A 16,058-nucleotide genomic window follows, 5' to 3' on the forward strand; every position below is an offset into this window, starting at 1 on the left:
AGAACTTCCTTGGTGATCAGGAAAGTTGAGCGGTGGCGCGGACGGGAGCCGCGCGACGCGAGCCCGGCTGTTGCGGCCGGCACCTTTTGCGCCTCTCTGTCTTTCGGCAGAGCGACGGATCGGCCGTGAGGCGCATGCCTCGGCGCCTTTCCGTATCGATACTGGTCAGCGTGGTACGCACTAGTCTTTTTCGCCGTTCTGTCCTCAGCCGTCCGCCCGTACGCGTGGCGGCGGGGACGGCCGCTGCGGTGCTCGCGGGCCTCGGCGTGTGGGCGGCGGTCGCGGAAATCGGGATTCTGTCGCGCCCGTATCCGCAGTTGGCGGCACTGGCCGCCGCCGCCGTGCTCCACCCGCTACGGCGCCGCTTCCCCGAGGCCGTGCTCCTGCTCCTCGCCGCGCTGACGGGGCTGGCGTTCTGCGTCGGGCCGGTGACGGCGGCGGCCGCGTACACGGTGGCGCGGCGGACGGTCCGGGCGCGGCAGCGCGCCCGGCTGCTGGTCGCGGCGGCCGCCGTGGTCGTGGCGGGGGCGACGGCGGCCGGGCCCTGGCCCGGTCCGGGGTCGGCGCCGTACGGGCTGGCGCTCGGCCTGGTCCTCATGCCGACCGCGGTGATCGTCCCCGGCCTGGCCGGCACAGTGCACGGGCAGCAGCGGCGTCTGGTGCGGGCGCTGCGCGAGCGCGGGGACGCGGCGGAGCGGGCCCGCCGCTCCGCCGACAGCGAGGCCCGCACCCAGGAGCGGTCCCGCATCGCCGCCGAGATGCACGACCTGGTGGGACACCGGCTCAGTCTCGTCTCGCTGCACGCCGGCGGGCTGGAGCTGGCCCTGGAGCGGGCCGACCCGGAGCTGCGCGAGGAGGCCGTCCTGGTGCGGCGGACCACCCGGGACGCGATGCGCGAACTGCGGCAGGCCCTCGGCGTACTCGGTCCGCTGGGCCGGGACACCGGGCCCGAGGCGCTCACCGACGCCACCGGTACCCGCGCCGACATCGAGTCGCTGGTGGCGGAGTCCCGCGCCGGAGGGGTCGCCGTACGGCTGGACTGGACGGGGCCGGACCTCGACGCCCGCCCGGCGCCGGTGCGCCGGGCGGTGCACCGCGTGGTGCGGGAGTCCCTGACCAATGTGCACCGGTACGCGAGCGCGGCGCACGTCACCGTGACGGTGGTGCACGGCGAGGGGACGGTGCGGGTCACCGTCCGCAACGGCGCCCCGCCCGGGCCCGCCGCCCCCGCCGCGGACATCGGCACCGGCCGCGGTCTGGCCGGTCTCCGGGAGCGGGTGGAGCTGCTGGGCGGGACGTTCGACGCCGCCCCGCTGCCGTCCGGCGGCTTCCGGGTGGACGCGGCCGTGCCGGCCGAGCCCGGCGACGCCCCCGTCCCCCGGCGCCCCGGAGCCGTACCGGAGGGAGCGGACGAGGCGCCCGGCGCGGGCGGCGGCGCCGATGTGTCCGGACGCACCGGCGCCGCACAGACGCTGGCGCTCGCCCTCGGGCTGGGGGCGCTGAGCGTACTGATGGCCCTCGGAACCCTCTTCGTATACGCCACCGCACCGCACCGGCACGCCGGTCCGCGCCCGCTGCCCCGGGTCGGCATGACCTACGGTGAGGTGGCGGCGGCGGGCGTCCAGGACAACAAGGCGGTCCGGGCCGCGGCCACCGGTCACGAACCGCCGCGCCCCGCCGGCACGGCCGGCTGCGTCTATCCGTTCAACGGCGCCACCGAGACCCGCCCCGGCGCCCTGACCATCGCCCGCTACTGCTTCGACGCCTCACAACGCCTCATCGCCATCGACCGTTTCACCGTCCCGTCGGTCCGGGACGCCACACCCTGGGAGATCCCGTGACCGAGCCCGCCCGCCCGATCCGCGTCCTGCTCGCCGACGACGAGACGATGATCCGGCACGGGGTGTGCCTGATCCTCCGGCACGCCGACGGCATCGAGGTCGTCGCCGAGGCTCCGGACGGACGGCAGGCCGTCGAGCTGGCCGCCGCGCACCGCCCCGACGTGGTGCTGCTGGACATCCGGATGCCGGTGTACGACGGGCTGGCCGCGATCGCCCCGTTGCTCGCCCTCGACCCCGCGCCGCGCGTGGTGATGCTGACGACCTTCGGCGACGACGACAACGTCGTCCGGGCATTGCGGGAGGGCGCCGCCGGGTTCCTGCTGAAGGACGAGGGTCCGCAGGAGCTGATCAGCGCGGTGCGGGCGGCCGACGCCGGGGACGCCGTGCTCTCCCCGGGCGTGACCGGGGCGGTGATCTCCCGGATGCTGCGGGCCGGTGAGCCGTGCGACGCCGACGGCGCGTTCGCGGACGGGCGGATCGCCCGGCTCACCGGCCGGGAGCGGGAGGTCCTGGCGATGCTCGGCGAGGGCCTGTCGAACCAGGACATCGTCGCGCGGCTCGGTATCGGGATCGGCACGGTGAAGTCCCATGTGAGCGCGATCCTGGACAAGACCGGTTCGACGAGCCGAGTCCAGGCCGCTCTGCTGGCCCACCGGACCGGTCTGGCCTCCTGACGGAACCGGACCGTCTGCCGGCCGGGTCTCCGACCTTCGGCAGAGAGGAGCCCGGTGCCGCTGTCCTTTCGGCAGAGGTCAACTCCGGCCTTCAGGGCGATGTTTCGGCGGTCGGTGGCGGCGAGGATGGACGCGTCCCCCCGGCCCGCGAACTCTTCGCGGGCCGCCTCACGCCAGGCGGAGCAGCCATGTCCCAGACCTTCCCTTCCCCCAGCACACCTCTCACGGAGCCCGCCGCCCGCGCGTCCGGCCTGACCAAGACGTACGGGAAGGGTGAGACCCGGGTCACCGCGCTGGACGCGGTGTCCGTGGAGTTCGCCCGGGGCCGGTTCACCGCCGTCATGGGACCCTCCGGCTCGGGCAAGTCCACGCTGATGCACTGCATGGCCGGGCTGGACCCCGTGACCTCCGGGTCGGCCCGGATCGGCGGTGTCGAGCTGTCCGACCTGAACGACCGTCAGCTCACCCAACTGCGGCGGGAGAAGGTCGGGTTCGTCTTCCAGGGCTTCAACCTGCTGCCGACCCTCACCGCGCTGGAGAACATCACCCTGCCCCTGCGGCTGGCCGGCCGGCAGCCCGACGCCGCGTGGCTGGACACCGTCGTCGCCACCGTCGGCCTCGCGGGCCGGCTCGCGCACCGCCCCGCCGAGCTCTCCGGCGGTCAGCAGCAGCGCGTCGCCGTGGCCCGCGCCCTGGCCTCCCGCCCGGAGATCGTGTTCGCCGACGAGCCGACGGGCAACCTCGACTCCCGCTCCGGCGCCGAGGTCCTCGGGTTCCTGCGCGACTCGGTGCGGGAACTGGGCCAGACCGTGGTGATGGTCACCCACGACCCGGTGGCCGCCGCCCACGCCGACCGCGTGGTGTTCCTCGCCGACGGCCGCCTGGTGGACGAGCTCCACGCGCCGACCTCCGGCGCCGTCCTGGACCGGATGCTCGCGTTCGAGGCGCGGGGCCGCACTTCCTGACCGCCCACGCCCACCCACCTTTCCGAAAGCCCACCATGCTGCGAACAGCCCTGCGCAACGTCCTCGCGCACAAGGCCCGTCTGGTCATGACCGTCCTCGCGGTCTGCCTCGGGGTCGCGTTCATCTCCGGCTCGCTCGTCTTCGCCGACTCCACCACCGCCGCCTACCGCGCCTCCCTGTCGAAGGACTACGCTGGCATCGCGGTCACCGTGGAGCCGAAATCTCCCCCGGGCGCCCCCGTCGGCGGGCGCGCCAACGTCCTCGACGACGCGCTCGTGGCCAAGCTGGCCGCCATGCCCGGCGTCGCCGCGGCCCGTCCGGTGGTCGACGGTTCGGTCACCCTGGCCGCCAAGGACGGCTCCCCGATGCGTGCCGACAACGCGATGGGCAAGCTGGCCGCCGCCTACCTCCCCGGCGCCGACGGCAAGGACGGCCGCCACCCGCTGACCGCCGGCCGCGCCCCGCGCAACGGCGGCGAAGTGGCCCTGGACCGCGGCACCGCTGCAGCCGGCTCGTACTCCCTCGGCGACACCGTCACCCTGGCCACCGACGGCCCCGTCCTGAAGATGCGGCTGGTCGGCCTCGTCTCGACCCACGACACCCGGGTCACCTCCGGCGGCACCCTCGCGGTGTTCGACAAGGCCACCGCGCAGAGGCTGTTCGCCGCCCCGGGCCGCTACACCGGGATCGACCTGTCCGCCGCTCCCGGCACCAGCGCGTACGAACTCGCCCGGAATGCCGACGCGTTGCTGCCGAAGGGCCGTGCCGAGGCGGTCACCGCGACCGCGAAGGCCGCCCAGCAGTCGGTCTTCATCGACACCAAGACCAGCAGCTACTCCCGGCTGCCCCTGATCTTCGCCGTGGTGTCGCTCTTCATCGGCTCGTTCCTCATCGTCAATACCTTCACCATGCTCATCACGCGGCGCTCCCGGGAGATCGCGCTGCTCCGTGCCATCGGTGCCACCCGCCGCCAGGTGGTCGGCTCCGTGCTCGCCGAGGCGGCCCTGGTCGGCCTCGTCGCCTCCGCGCTCGGATTCGTCCTCGGGCTCGGTGTCGCCACCGTCCTGCCCGACGTGCTCGGCACCGCCGACGACCTGCTGCCCCGGGGGCCGTTGGTGGTCGGCCCCCTCCCGGTGCTCGCCTCCCTCGTCGTGGGTGTCGGCGTGACCGTCCTCGCCGCCTGGCTGCCCTCCCGCCGCGCGGCCGGGATCGCGCCCGTCGAGGCGATGCGCACCGCCGAGCAGCCGCCCTCCGCGGCACTGTCCCGGATCCGGGGCGCGGTCGGCGCGGTCCTGCTCGTCCTCGGCGCCGGTCTGCTGGTCTCGCTGAGCGGCGCGAAGGACGCCTCGGACGAGAACCTGCGGACGGCGATGCTCGGTTGCGGTGTCCTCGTGACCGCTGTGATCGTGCTGGCCCCGCTGCTGGCGGGCCCGGTGATCCGTCTCCTCGGCCGGCTCACCACCCGGTTCGGTGTCGTGGGCGACCTCGCGAAGGACAACGCCCTGCGGGATCCCCGCCGCACCGCCGCCACCGCCGTCGCCCTGATGATCAGCACCGCGCTGGTCTCCGGACTCGCCGTCATCGACCACGCCTCCAGCCGGGCCCTGGACTCCCAGGCCGCCGCCGGTCTGAGTGCCGACTACATCATCGGCACCCGCAACACCACCACCGCCATCGACCCGGCCGCCGTCCGGCGGGTCGCCGCCGTCCCCGGCGTGGCGACCGCCTCCGCCGTCGCGGACTCCACCATCTCCACCGGCACGTTCGCCCGGACGGTCTCCGGCGTCGACCCCAGGACCGTGGGGGCCGTCATGAAGCTCCGCTTCACCAGCGGCTCCGCCACCGGCATCGGACCGGGCCGGATCGCCGTCTCCAGCAGCTTCGCCCGCGAGAACCGGATCAGCACCGGCGGACGGATCGACGCGAGCATCGGACCCGGCCGGGGTGACCGCTCCCGGCCCTACACCGTCGTCGGGATCTACCAGGACAACCCCACCGCCCAGGACGTGCTCGCCTACCGCGGCGACGTCCAACAGCACAGTTATCTGCGCGACTCCGTCCAGCGCGTCCTTGTGGCCACCGACCACGGGACCACCTCCCCGGACCTGGCGAAGCGGCTGCGCGGCGCCGTCGACGACAGCCCGCTGCTGAAGGTCCAGACGCGTGCCCAGCTCGTCCGGGAGCAGGCCGGCACCGCCGGCGACCTGATCACCCTGGTCTTCGGACTGCTCGCCATCGGCGTGATCATCTCCGCCCTCGGCATGGTCAACACGCTCGCCATGTCGGTCGCCGAACGCACCCGGGAGATCGGGGTCCTGCGCGCCATCGGCATGGACCGCACCGGCATCCGTCGCATGATCCGCCTCGAATCCCTCGCCGTCGCCGCCTACGGCACCCTGCTGGGCCTGACCGTCGGCCTGTTCGGAGCGTGGAAGGTCGGCGGACTCGCCAACGGGGCCATCCCCCAGTACACCTTCTCCGTCCCCTGGGGCACTCTCGCCCTGGTCGTCGCCCTCTCCCTCGCCGTCGGCGCCGCGGCGGCCGCGCTCCCGGCCCGCCGGGCCGCGGCGCTCGGCCCGCTGCGGGCCGTCGCGGACGCCTGACGTTCCGACGGGACCGTCCGTACGACGGTCCGTGCCCGGGCCGCGCACCTGCCGGAGCGCGGCCCGGCCCCGTGGCGAGCGTCACAGGCCGCCCTGCGCGGTCCCCGGACCGGGCCCGGCCACGATGGGGATCATGCAGATCGGTATCGCCCTGCCCCAGTACGGAACACACGCCCGCGCCGCGGCGATCGCCGGGTTCGCCCGGGACGCCGAGGCCGCGGGCTTCGACTCGCTGTGGGTCGGGGACCGTTCCCTGACCCCCGTCGCCCCCAGCGACCTCTATCCGGGACACACCCCCGAGAACCCGTACCCGCCCGAGTACAAGACCTTCCTCGATCCGCTCACCGTCCTGACCGTCGCCGCCACCGCCACCGGCCGCGCACGGCTCGGCACCAGCACCCTCAACGCCCCCTGGTACCCGCCGCTGTTGCTCGCCCGCTCCCTCACCTCGCTCGACCAGGTCAGCGGCGGCCGCCTGGACGCCGGGCTCGGCATCGGCTGGATGCGGGACGAATACGCCGCCGTCAACGCCGACTTCGGCCGCCGCGGCGCCCTCCTCGACGAGACCCTCGACATCCTCCAGGGCATGTGGACCGAGGAGACCTTCGCCCACGAGGGCCGCCAGTGGACGATCCCGCCGTCCCGCGTCGGCCTCCGCCCCGTCCAACGGCCCGGCCCGCCCGTCCTCCTGGGCGGCTTCAGCCCCGCCGCGATGCGCCGCGTCGGCCGTCGCGCCGACGGCTGGGTCGGCGTCGTCCTGCCGCCCGAGGCCCACACCGCCCTGTGGGCCACGGCCCGCCGCGCCGCCGAGGAGGCCGGCCGCGACCCGGACGCCCTCCGCCGGTGCCTCCGCCACAACCCCCGGCCGGGCACCTCGGCCGAGGACATCGCCACCGTGCTGAGGGGCATACGCGCCACCGGGGCGGACGGCTGCTTCATCGACCTCCAGCAGTGCGTGACGGAACCGGAGGAAGCCCTGGAACTGGGCATCGAGGTGCTGGAGCGCGTACGGGCCGGCTAGCGCCCCTCGTCCGGCCCGTCCAGGCGGACGCGTTCCCCCGACGCCGCCGCGCGCTCGATCGCGGCGAGGACGCGCTGGTGCCGGGCGGCATGGGCGAAGTCCGGTACGTGCGCGGTGCCCCGGGTCAGGTCGGCGTGGATCCGGGCGTACTGCGCGCCCATGGCGTGGAGGGGCCCGCCCCGCAGGTCCGCCAGGGCCGGGACGTCGTCGTAGCGGGCGGGCACGGGCAGTTCGGCGAGGCCGGTGTCCGGGCCGCGGCCGCCGCGGAGCGTGAGGGACGCCTGCTGCAGATGGCCCGAGTCGCCGGTGACGACGAGGTCGCCGTCGGTCCCGTTGATCTCCCAGCGGAAGTTGGTGCCGCGCGACAGCCCGCCGCGGAAGTGCACCGACGCCACGGCGCCCGAGGCGGTCCGGCCGCTGACGGCGATCTGGTCCTCCACCGTCATGGCCGCGGCGCGCCCGGTGCCCTCCTCGTGCACGACGGGGCGCCGCGTCGCCGTGGTCGCGGAGACCTCGGTGAACTCGCCCAGCACCATGGACACGGCGTCCAGGGTGTGCCCGAAGGGGATGGTGAGCATCGTGCCGCCGTTGGCGCGGTCGAGCAGATAGGCGCCGCCGGGCTCGAACGTGGGACCCCAGCGGCGGCCGGAGGCCACCAGGCTGGTCGACAGCACCTCGCCGACGTAGCCGTCGGCGACCAGGTCGCGCAGATGACGGACCGCCGGGGCGTTGCGCGCCTGCAGCCCGGCGAACGTACGGACGCCCGCCGCCGCGGCGGCCCCCGCCAACTCGTCCGCCTCCGCGGCCCCGTTGCCCAGCGGCCACTCGGAGAGCACCGCCTTGCCCGCCTCCAGGGCCGCCAGCACCACCTCCCGGTGCAGCGGCACCCGTACGCTCACGACGACGAGGTCGACGTCCTCGCTGCGGACGAGCTCCCCGGTGCTGCCGAAGGCGGCCGGAACGCCGTACTTCGCCCCCGCCTCCCGGGCGGAGGCGGCGCTGCTCGCGGACAGGGCGCGGACGTCGAAGCCGTCCAGCCGCCGGAGAACGGGCAGATGGGCCTGGGCGGCCCAGCCGCCGCGCGCGGAGAGGCCGACGATGCCGACCCGGACCGGTGCCGTGGTGTCGTGGAGGTTCATGCCCAGGACGGTAGGAGGACCGGGGTGGTTACCCGCAAGGGACCTTGGTATCTAATGGAAACCATGGCGCACGACAACCACGGCAACCACGACATCTACGCCCTCCTGTGCCCCGGCAGAGCCGTCTACGAACTCCTGGCCAACAAATGGACGGGACTTGCGGTCACCGCCCTGGAGGACGGCCCGCGCCGCTTCGGCGACCTCCGCCGCAAGCTGGAGGGCATCAGCCCGAAGGTGCTGACCCAGACGCTGCGGAGACTGGAGGACAACGGCCTCGTCCTGCGCACGGTGTACCCCGAGGTGCCGCCGCGCGTCGAGTACGAGCTCACCGCGCTGGGCCGCAGCGCGCTGGAGCCGCTGGCGCACCTGCGCGGCTGGGTCCGGGCGAACACCGGCAACTTCGCGGTGGGGGCGGGGGGATGAGCCCGTAACGGCGGGCGGAGCGGCGTCCGTTACGCGGCTGCGTCGCGGGGGACCGCTCCCGCCGCGACGAGGAGGGCGACGGTCCCGGGATGAGGACCCTCGGTCGCCCAGTCCAGGGGGGAACGGCCCGTGCCGTGGTCCTCGCGGAGGTTCGGGTCGGCGCCGTGCGCCAGCAGCTCGCGCACGGCCGGGGCGTGACCCCAGCACGCGGCCGCGCACAACGGCGTTCCCTCCGAGCCGAGTCCGGAGCTCTCGGCGTCGGGGGAGGCCCCGGCCGCCAGGAGGAAACGGACGATGCCGGCCGCCCCGTTCACCGATGCCAGATACAGCGGGGTGGTGCCGTAGGTGTCGGCCCGCTCCGGGTCGGCCCCGGCCCGCAGGGCCGCCTTCGCGCCGACGGCGTCGTCCATCAGGATCGCCACGAAGAGACGACGGGTGAGTTTCTTCCGCTGCCGTTGGTTCATGGGTGCCGATGGTAGCGACCGCCCGCGGTCCGGAGTGGACACCCCCTACGCCCCCAGCTCCTTCCGGTAGCGCCCCGGCGCCGTCCCGTACGCCCGCCGGAACGCCTCCGCGAAGGCGAACTGCGAGGCGTAGCCGATGCGTTGGGCTATGGCCGCCAGTGGGGCGTCGGAGCTCCGGAGGAGCTGGGCCGCGAGGGTCAGGCGCCACCACGTCAGATACGTCAGCGGCGGCCGGCCCACCAAGGAGGTGAACCGGCGGGCGAAAGCGGCACGGGACAGACCCGCCACCGCCGCGAGATCGGCCACCGTCCACGCGCGGGACGGGTGGTCGTGCATCGCGTGCACGGCACGGCCGACGGCCGGGTCGGCGAGCGCGCGGCACCAGCCCGTGCCGCCGCCGTGCGGGCGTTCGTACCAGACGCGCATCAGATAGAGCAGAAGGAGGTCCAGGAGGAGCGGAACCGCCGCGTCCGTGCCCGGGAGCGGTGCGCGGAACTCGTCGCCGAGCAGGGCGACGACCGCGTGCAGGGACGGGTGCGGGCCCTGCCGCGACGGGACGTGGACGAGCTCGGGGAAGCCGGCCAGCAGCGGGTGCGCCCGGGCCATGTCCAGCTCGTAGGAGCCGGAGAGCAGCACGGTGCTGTCCCCGTCCAGGACGTGGGCGCTGCCGTGCGGCAGGAACACGGCGTCCCCCGCGGACAGTTCCGCCTCCTCGCCGGGCAGGGTCAGCCGGCAGGTGCCCCGCAGCACCACGTGGAACGCCGCGCCGGGGAAGTCCGCCGCCTCCGTCCGCCACGGCCCCCGGCGCTCGGTGAGCGCGGAACGGGGGCGTCCCGTCCGCAGGGCGGCGATCACATCGCTGAACACGTCCATGGGGCATGAGTATCCATGGACGAGACGCTCGCGTATACAACGAGGACGATCACCTATGGGGCGTCTCGTTCTGCTCGCCTAAGGTCGTGATCATGCAGACGATCACCTTCGGCGGCGTGGAGATCACCCGCCTCGTGGAGTGGCAGGCCCCGCTGGCCCCCGCCACCGCCGTGTTCCCCGACAGCACCCCGCGCATGTGGCAGGAGAACGCCTCCTGGCTCGCCCCCGGCTTCTGGGACCCGGAGTCCGACCTGGTGGTGTGCGCCGTACAGACGTGGATCCTGCGCAGCGAGGGGCGCACGATCCTCGTCGACACCGGCGTCGGCAACGACAAGGACCGGCCGCGCGCTCCCCACTGGAACCGGCTGAACGGCGACTTCCTGGAGCGCCTGGCCGCCGCCGGGATCCGTCCCGAGGACGTCGACACCGTCGTCAACACCCATCTGCACGGCGACCACGTCGGCTGGAACACCCGCCTGGTGGACGGCGCGTGGGTGCCCACCTTCCCCAACGCCCGCTACCTCATACCCCGCGCCGACTTCGCGTACTTCGACCCGGCCGCCGGCACCCGGCTGCGCGGCGGCTTCGGCGGCGTCCCGTCGCCCGGGAGCGCGGCGGCCATGTTCGAGGACAGCGTCGCGCCCGTGCACCGGGCCGGGCTCGCGGAGCTGTGGGAGGACGGGTACCGCATCGACTCCCGGCTGACCCTGGAGCCCGCCCCCGGGCACACGCCCGGCTCGTCCGTCCTGCGGCTCGAATCGGGCACCGAGCGGGCCTTGTTCATCGGCGACCTCGTCCACAGCCCCCTCCAGTTCGCCGAACCCGGCTGCGACACCTGCCTGAGCGAGGATCAGGAACAGGCCACGCGATCCCGCCGCCGCATCCTCGAACAGGCCGCCGAGACCCGCGCCCTGGTGTTCCCGGCGCACCTTCCCGGCCATGGGGCGGCCGAGGTGCGCCGGAAGGGGAGCGGCTACGAAGTGGTGAGGTGGGCGGGGTTCGACGCGTCCGTGAATGTCGCCTGATGCGCCTGCCCGGCCGGTCCTTCGGGGGGAAGGGAACGTACCCGCCGCCCACCACGTAGGGTTGGCGGAATGACGACCCACCCCTTTGACGCGGCCGTGACCGCCCTCAGCCGGAACGCTTGGCTCCCTTCCGCTGAAGAGGTGGCCCTCGGCAAGGACTTCTTCGCCCGCCGCGACGCCCTGCAGCAGCGTCTGCTGCCCGGCATGCCCGCCTGCCCCTCCCCGCAGGGCTGGGTGACCCAGCACGTCTTCTGGCTGGAGGACGTCGTCGGCGTCGTCGACGGCCTCCTCGCCGCCTGGCGCGGCTACCTGCCGGACAGCCACATGATGGCCCTCCTCGACCAGTACGCCCACCAGGCCCGCCCCGCCGTGCCCTACGCGGCCGACCTGCGCCGGGCCTGGGAGGCCGAGGACTTCACGTCCTGCTCGGTGGAGGAGGCCGGCTGGTGGGAGGAGTGGCATGTCCCCGAGACCGAGCGCCAGGCGCTCGACGCGCTGACCCAGCGGATGATCCCCATCGGGGCGATGGTGGTGGCGGCCGTGGACCGGGGGCAGGCGGCGACCTGAGCGGTCGAGCGGTCGCGTTCAGCCGACCGGGATCCCCGGCAGGGCCGACCTCGTCGCCCGCAGCTCGAAGAGCTCGTACGTCGCCGCGCCCGTGCTGACGAACGGGTCCTCGGCGAGGATGGCCTCCAGCCGGGCGCGGTCCACGCCATGGGCGAGGAACGCCCCGCCGGTGCGCGGCAGCCGGCGCGCGGCCAGGACGAAGACCCCGGCCTCGAAGTACGGGTCCACATGGGCGTAGTGGGCGGGCAGCAGGGCGTCGATGCGGTCGAGCGGCACCCGGTAGGTCAGGAGGACGAAGAACATGACGGCAGTTCACCAGCGGCGGTGCCGCGACGTCCACGAGCCTCTGCCTCACGCCCGTTAGGCACCGCCTCACACCGCCCGGGCGACCGCGTCGAGCTCCGGGCGCCCGGGCGGGACGGCCAGGGCCAGCCGCAGCCGGGGCGCCCCGTGCGCCAGGGGCCGCCAGGCGAGCCCGGCGTCCAGCGCCGACGCCGGCCGCAGGGCCACCACCCGTTCCCCGGACGTCAGTTCCGCCGCGACGATGCCGCGCCGCGCGGCCGCCGGACGGAGCCGGGGCTCCCAGCCGCCCGCACGGCAGGCGTCGAGCACCATGTCGTGGTAGTCCGGGGCGAGTTCGCGCCGGAACCAGAGCAGCGTCTGCCCGTCCAGGTCCGGCCAGCCGACGGCGGCGCGGGCGGCGAGCGGATGGTCCGCCGCCAACAGCACGCCGAGCGGCTCGTCGTGCACGACGGTGACGCCGAGTCCCGCCACGTCGGCGGGCAGCGTCACCACCCCGAGGTCGGCCTCCCCCGAGCGCAGGCGCACGAGCTGCCCGGTCGTCGGCACGGTGTCGAACTCCGGCTCCGCGCCCGCGTCCCGGACCGCCGCCGCGACCCTCCGCAGCACCGCCGCGGGCGTCCCCGGCGCCACCACCGCCCGCACCGGCCGCCGTTCCCGCGCCGCCGCCCGGACGGCGGCGAGCGCCCGCCCGGCCGCCGCCAGCACGGCCCGGGCCTCCGGCAGCAGCGCCTCGCCGGCCCGCGTCAGCGTCATCCCGGCCGGCGTCCGCGTGAACAGCGCGGCCCCGGCCTCCCGTTCGAGGGCCTTGATCTGCTGGCTGAGCGAGGGCGAGCTGAGACGCAGCCGCCCGGCGGCCCGGGTCAGGTTCGCCTCCTCGGCGACGGCGCAGAAGTAGGTGAGCTGTCGGAGTTCCACGGGACCATCCTCGCGGGGCGGGGGCGGGGCGGACGCACGGGGGTCCGGGCGACGCCTATTTCTTCCGCGGGGACGAGGTGCTGCTGCACCGCGGCGGGACGGACGGTGCCGTCGTCCCGGGCTACCCGAAGAAGATCACCTCCGTCTTCCCCAGGCTGCAGGAGGTGGGGGCGGTCCGGGTCGCGTCCACGTGGACGGCCCCGAACGGCGGCCGGGTCGCCTGACCGCGCAGGTCGCGGCGCGACCTGCGCGGAGCACCGACTCGCTCACCGGCGGCGGACCTCGACCATGAAACAGCCGAATTCCACCGCGCGGACGTGTACCAGCGCCACTGCCGGATCGGCGAAGACATCGCGCAGTGCGTGATGCACCTCGGTGGCCCGCTCCTTGGGGATCTCGATCAGTCTCCCGCCGAGGATGTGACCCTGGGCGCTGTAGGCACGCAGCATCCGGCGAGCACCGTGCAGTTCGGCTGGATAGCCGGTGCCGGAGGGCGGTTCGCCGCATTCCTCGGCGTGAATGAATACCGGACCGCACTCGTCGTACGGGCCGGGTGCAGCGCCTGTCTCCTCCGCCCAGCGGCGCAACGGCGCGTACGAGACGAGGACGATCCGCTCACCTGCTTCGCTGTGCCGCAGACAGCAGCGCAGCGGGGCACCGCCCGCCGGATCGGTGACGGGTGTCCGGGTGCAACCGGCGTCGTCCCGTTCCCGCAGTTGTTCCAGCACGGCCGGATCGATGGCCCGCACTTCATAAGTCGTGGTCATGGCTCCAGCATTCGCAGATGCCCGTCCCCGCGCTGGCGGACATCGGACACCGCCCTTCGGAGCCGCCGGACACCGTGACCTGATGAGGGCCGCAGCAAGTAACTCGGCGCCTGGTCAAAGCAGGTCAACGGATCGTACGGGCGGTTCGTCAGGAACCGCTGACGCCCGTCCACGTCGCGTACAGCTCGCCGACCACCGCCTCGACCGGGCGCAGCCGGGCGGACGGGCATGGCGCCGGAGGCGGCGAGGGGTCGGTGCGGGAGCGTTCCACTGCTTCGGCCAGGGAGTCCAGGCGGTCGGCCAGGGCCTCGACGGCGACGCGGTCCGGGTCGTCCAGCGGGGCCGCCCGTCCGAGGTCGGCGGTGTGGCCGAACAGTCGGTGGAGGGAGGGGAGCAGGGCCGCCGGATCCGGGTGGCGAGGGCGGTGGTGCGTGACGCGCAGGAGGCCCGTCCGGCGGACGGTGTCGTCGAGCAGGCGCAACTGCCGGTCGGCGAGGCGGACACCGGGCGGCGTGGGCCCGTCGGGGCCGGTCGGCCGTTCGGTCAGTACGCGGAGGTGGCCCGCGGCGGCCCGGAGCGCGGCGGCCGTCGAACGCGCCACGTGCTCCGCGCCGTTGACGGGCCAGAGGACGACACCGAGGAGCAGCACGACCGCGCAGCCCGCGGTGACATCCACCAGGCGGTTCAGCGGCAGGGCGTAGGCGTCGGTGGTCAGCCCCGAGACGACGACGAGGAGGAAGGGGGTGAGACCGGCGACCATCACCGCGTAGTTGCGGCCCTGGCCGACCGGGACGAGCACGGCCGCCGCCGTCGCGAGGGCGGCCGCGCCCCACGGGCCGGGGTGCAGGGCGAACAGCGCGGCGAAGACCGTCGCGCCGACGAGCGTGCCCAGGGTGCGCTGCACGGCCCGCAGCCGGATGACGACGGGGTCGGGGCGGAGGACGAGGTAGGCGCTGAACGGCGCCCAGTACCACTCGGCGGTGCGCAGCAGCAGCCCCGCCGCCGCGGCCGCGGCGATCACCGTGGTGACCCGGAGGGTGTAGCCGCCGTCGGCGCCGACGGGCAGGACCACCCGCCACAACGGGGTGCGGGGGAGCGGCGGGGCGGGGGTGGAATCACCGGGCGGCGGCCCGGCGCGCGCGGTGCGGAGCGCGGTGTCGAGCCGCTCCGCCAACGAACCGCCCGTGTCGGGGAAGCGGTCGGGGCCCCGGGAGCGCGTACGGGAGAGCGTCCTCGCGACCGTCCGGGCGGTGCCGCTCGCGTCCGGCTCACGGAGGGCCATGGCACTGAATCGCACCAGCCCGGCGAGGTCCGTGAGACGCGCCAGCCACCGCCCCTCGGCGCGCACCGCGGACGGGCGGGCCGCGCCGAGCTGTTCCGCGCCCTCGCCGGCGGCCCGGAGATGGGCGCCGGCCCACTGGGCGCGGTCCCGGAAGCGAGCGGTGCCGGCGGAGTCGAGCAGCCGCGCGACGCTGCGCCAGACGCCGCGTACGGCCTCACGGCGCGAGCGCACCGGGAAGGGCAGCGCGAGGGCCGTTCCCCAGAGCCATCCGACCGCCAACAGCCCCAGGGAGAGGGGGAGTCGGCCCAGTCCTCCCGGGGCGGCGAGGGCGACGAGGCCGTTGGCCGTGAAGGTGAGCCCGCCGAGCGTGGCGGTGACCGTCCGCACGTACGAGGAACCGACGGCCGCCAGTGCGGCGGAGACGCCCACCGCCGCCCATCCGTGCGCGGCGACCGGAGCCGCCAGCGTGCCCGTCGTGTAGCCGACGAGCATGACGAACCCCAGGGGAACCAGTGTGCGCAGCCGCGCCGGTACGTAGCCCCCCGGGTCGTTCAACTCGGCCTGGTACGAGCCGAGGGCGACCAGCCCGAGGAGTGAGGCCCGGCCGGTGGCCGCGGCGAGGGCCAGCGGCACGCCGACCGCGAGCACCATCCGCGGTACGGCGGTGGGCGCGAAGGGCACTCGGTCGAATCCCAGCACCGCGGAGGAGAAGCCCGGGTGGCGCGGGCGTCCGTCATGGACGGTCATCCGACGGCGAACAGCGGCCCGGTGAGGGTCAGTCCGAGGTCGTGGCCCACGTAGGAGAAGAAGGCCAGCAGCATCAGGCACGCGCCCGCGAGGGCGAAGTCCTTCTGGAAGTGGATCATTTCCTGTTGGCGGGCCATGGGCTCGGTCTCCTGCCAGAACCGGTGCATCGTCAGGGCGGCGGGGACCAGGAAGACCGCCAGGAGCAGGGCTCCCAGGTCCGCCCAGGCACCGAGCAGCAGGCTCAGGGAACCGGCCAGCATCAGCAGTCCGCTGCCCGCGACCGCCGCGGCGGGGACGGGCAGGCCCTTGGCCGCCGCATATCCGGCCATGGCCTTCGTCTTGGTCAGGTGGCCGACGGCGGACGTCAGGAACAGCAGGGCGAAGAGAATGCGGCCGATGAGGACCAGGACGTCCATGACGACCTCCAACTGGCGGGAATCAGGGGGGCT

16 protein-coding genes and 1 pseudogene are annotated in these 16,058 nt (G+C 74.6%); 9 read left to right on the forward strand and 8 right to left on the reverse strand.

Annotation, left to right across the window (positions count from 1 at the left end; translation table 11 throughout):
• The first annotated feature begins 134 nt into the window (after nucleotides 1-134).
• From AB8735_RS33650 to AB8735_RS33670, 5 genes are all read left to right on the forward strand, one after another.
• On the forward strand, nucleotides 135-1,841 hold the full coding sequence (locus AB8735_RS33650; protein ID WP_372411442.1) for a sensor histidine kinase: 1,707 nt from the start codon (nucleotides 135-137) through the stop codon (nucleotides 1,839-1,841).
• Entirely contained in the window at nucleotides 1,838-2,515 is a 678-nt protein-coding gene (locus tag AB8735_RS33655; protein WP_372411443.1) for a response regulator, read from the forward strand. Before AB8735_RS33650 ends, AB8735_RS33655 begins: the two co-directional genes overlap by 4 nt.
• A gap of 188 nt (nucleotides 2,516-2,703) precedes the next feature.
• Nucleotides 2,704-3,480, forward strand: coding sequence for an ABC transporter ATP-binding protein (locus tag AB8735_RS33660; RefSeq protein ID WP_372411444.1), 777 nt, complete (start codon nucleotides 2,704-2,706; stop codon nucleotides 3,478-3,480).
• A 35-nt stretch (nucleotides 3,481-3,515) separates the two neighbouring features.
• Nucleotides 3,516-6,083 (forward strand): ABC transporter permease, encoded by a 2,568-nt coding sequence (locus AB8735_RS33665; protein WP_372411445.1) that lies wholly within the window; start codon nucleotides 3,516-3,518, stop codon nucleotides 6,081-6,083.
• A gap of 133 nt (nucleotides 6,084-6,216) precedes the next feature.
• Entirely contained in the window at nucleotides 6,217-7,104 is an 888-nt protein-coding gene (locus AB8735_RS33670; RefSeq protein WP_372411446.1) for a TIGR03619 family F420-dependent LLM class oxidoreductase, read from the forward strand.
• On the opposite strand, the gene AB8735_RS33675 is transcribed toward AB8735_RS33670, so the two are convergent.
• Nucleotides 7,101-8,243, reverse strand: coding sequence for a Gfo/Idh/MocA family protein (locus tag AB8735_RS33675; protein WP_372411447.1), 1,143 nt, complete (start codon nucleotides 8,241-8,243; stop codon nucleotides 7,101-7,103). The genes AB8735_RS33670 and AB8735_RS33675 overlap by 4 nt on opposite strands.
• Before the next feature lie 63 nt (nucleotides 8,244-8,306).
• Between AB8735_RS33675 and AB8735_RS33680 the strand changes: the two genes are divergently transcribed.
• Entirely contained in the window at nucleotides 8,307-8,666 is a 360-nt protein-coding gene (locus AB8735_RS33680) for a winged helix-turn-helix transcriptional regulator (RefSeq protein ID WP_372411448.1), read from the forward strand.
• 29 nt (nucleotides 8,667-8,695) lie between these two features.
• On the opposite strand, the gene AB8735_RS33685 is transcribed toward AB8735_RS33680, so the two are convergent.
• Together AB8735_RS33685 and AB8735_RS33690 are read right to left on the reverse strand one after the other, a co-directional pair.
• Nucleotides 8,696-9,130, reverse strand: coding sequence for an ankyrin repeat domain-containing protein (locus AB8735_RS33685; protein WP_372411449.1), 435 nt, complete (start codon nucleotides 9,128-9,130; stop codon nucleotides 8,696-8,698).
• A 45-nt stretch (nucleotides 9,131-9,175) separates the two neighbouring features.
• A complete protein-coding gene (locus AB8735_RS33690) occupies nucleotides 9,176-10,003 on the reverse strand; it encodes an AraC family transcriptional regulator (protein WP_372411451.1) in 828 nt (275 codons plus the stop codon).
• Nucleotides 10,004-10,095: 92 nt separating this feature from the next.
• Here AB8735_RS33690 and AB8735_RS33695 point away from each other — a divergent pair, with 92 nt between their 5' ends.
• Nucleotides 10,096-11,028 (forward strand): MBL fold metallo-hydrolase, encoded by a 933-nt coding sequence (locus tag AB8735_RS33695; protein ID WP_372411452.1) that lies wholly within the window; start codon nucleotides 10,096-10,098, stop codon nucleotides 11,026-11,028.
• A gap of 69 nt (nucleotides 11,029-11,097) precedes the next feature.
• Nucleotides 11,098-11,595, forward strand: a complete 498-nt coding sequence (locus AB8735_RS33700) for a hypothetical protein (protein ID WP_372411453.1) — start codon at nucleotides 11,098-11,100, stop codon at nucleotides 11,593-11,595.
• Nucleotides 11,596-11,613: 18 nt separating this feature from the next.
• Here the strand turns inward: AB8735_RS33700 and AB8735_RS33705 are convergent, their stop codons facing one another.
• The gene (locus tag AB8735_RS33705; protein WP_344031745.1) at nucleotides 11,614-11,898 is read right to left on the reverse strand and encodes a YciI family protein; all 285 of its coding nucleotides are present in this window, start codon (nucleotides 11,896-11,898) and stop codon (nucleotides 11,614-11,616) included.
• Nucleotides 11,899-11,967: 69 nt separating this feature from the next.
• A complete protein-coding gene (locus AB8735_RS33710; protein ID WP_372411454.1) occupies nucleotides 11,968-12,813 on the reverse strand; it encodes a LysR family transcriptional regulator in 846 nt (281 codons plus the stop codon).
• Nucleotides 12,814-12,872: 59 nt separating this feature from the next.
• Between AB8735_RS33710 and AB8735_RS33715 the strand changes: the two are divergent.
• Nucleotides 12,873-13,037, forward strand: a pseudogene (locus AB8735_RS33715) (hypothetical protein); the annotation flags it as partial.
• Nucleotides 13,038-13,079: 42 nt separating this feature from the next.
• On the opposite strand, the gene AB8735_RS33720 reads toward AB8735_RS33715, so the two are convergent.
• The 3 genes from AB8735_RS33720 to AB8735_RS33730 all read right to left on the reverse strand — a co-directional run bounded on the left by AB8735_RS33720 (nucleotide 13,080) and on the right by AB8735_RS33730 (nucleotide 16,025).
• Nucleotides 13,080-13,580, reverse strand: a complete 501-nt coding sequence (locus tag AB8735_RS33720) for a DUF1203 domain-containing protein (protein WP_344020841.1) — start codon at nucleotides 13,578-13,580, stop codon at nucleotides 13,080-13,082.
• Nucleotides 13,581-13,728: 148 nt separating this feature from the next.
• Nucleotides 13,729-15,609 carry an FUSC family protein gene (locus tag AB8735_RS33725; protein ID WP_372411455.1) on the reverse strand — a complete coding sequence of 627 codons (1,881 nt, stop codon included), beginning with the start codon at nucleotides 15,607-15,609 and terminating at the stop codon, nucleotides 13,729-13,731.
• Nucleotides 15,606-16,025: a DoxX family protein gene (locus AB8735_RS33730; RefSeq protein ID WP_344020836.1), complete on the reverse strand. Its 420-nt coding sequence runs from the start codon at nucleotides 16,023-16,025 to the stop codon at nucleotides 15,606-15,608. The genes AB8735_RS33725 and AB8735_RS33730 overlap by 4 nt, the downstream gene beginning before the upstream one ends.
• Nucleotides 16,026-16,058: the final 33 nt, after the last annotated feature.

Source organism: Streptomyces luteireticuli, assembly GCF_041519305.1.
GTDB classification, from domain to species: domain Bacteria; phylum Actinomycetota; class Actinomycetes; order Streptomycetales; family Streptomycetaceae; genus Streptomyces; species Streptomyces luteireticuli.

Excerpts from the sequence above, each read along its gene's own strand:
- AB8735_RS33670 (WP_372411446.1), top strand. The coding sequence starts at position 6,217 with ATGCAGATCGGTATCGCCCTGCCCCAGTACGGAACACACGCCCGCGCC.
- AB8735_RS33690 (WP_372411451.1), bottom strand. The coding sequence starts at position 10,003 with ATGGACGTGTTCAGCGATGTGATCGCCGCCCTGCGGACGGGACGCCCC.
- AB8735_RS33680 (WP_372411448.1), top strand. The coding sequence starts at position 8,307 with ATGGCGCACGACAACCACGGCAACCACGACATCTACGCCCTCCTGTGC.
- AB8735_RS33650 (WP_372411442.1), top strand. The coding sequence starts at position 135 with ATGCCTCGGCGCCTTTCCGTATCGATACTGGTCAGCGTGGTACGCACT.
- AB8735_RS33725 (WP_372411455.1), bottom strand. The coding sequence starts at position 15,609 with ATGACCGTCCATGACGGACGCCCGCGCCACCCGGGCTTCTCCTCCGCG.
- AB8735_RS33730 (WP_344020836.1), bottom strand. The coding sequence starts at position 16,025 with ATGGACGTCCTGGTCCTCATCGGCCGCATTCTCTTCGCCCTGCTGTTC.
- AB8735_RS33665 (WP_372411445.1), top strand. The coding sequence starts at position 3,516 with ATGCTGCGAACAGCCCTGCGCAACGTCCTCGCGCACAAGGCCCGTCTG.
- AB8735_RS33660 (WP_372411444.1), top strand. The coding sequence starts at position 2,704 with ATGTCCCAGACCTTCCCTTCCCCCAGCACACCTCTCACGGAGCCCGCC.
- AB8735_RS33675 (WP_372411447.1), bottom strand. The coding sequence starts at position 8,243 with ATGAACCTCCACGACACCACGGCACCGGTCCGGGTCGGCATCGTCGGC.
- AB8735_RS33685 (WP_372411449.1), bottom strand. The coding sequence starts at position 9,130 with ATGAACCAACGGCAGCGGAAGAAACTCACCCGTCGTCTCTTCGTGGCG.
- AB8735_RS33700 (WP_372411453.1), top strand. The coding sequence starts at position 11,098 with ATGACGACCCACCCCTTTGACGCGGCCGTGACCGCCCTCAGCCGGAAC.
- AB8735_RS33705 (WP_344031745.1), bottom strand. The coding sequence starts at position 11,898 with ATGTTCTTCGTCCTCCTGACCTACCGGGTGCCGCTCGACCGCATCGAC.
- AB8735_RS33720 (WP_344020841.1), bottom strand. The coding sequence starts at position 13,580 with ATGACCACGACTTATGAAGTGCGGGCCATCGATCCGGCCGTGCTGGAA.
- AB8735_RS33695 (WP_372411452.1), top strand. The coding sequence starts at position 10,096 with ATGCAGACGATCACCTTCGGCGGCGTGGAGATCACCCGCCTCGTGGAG.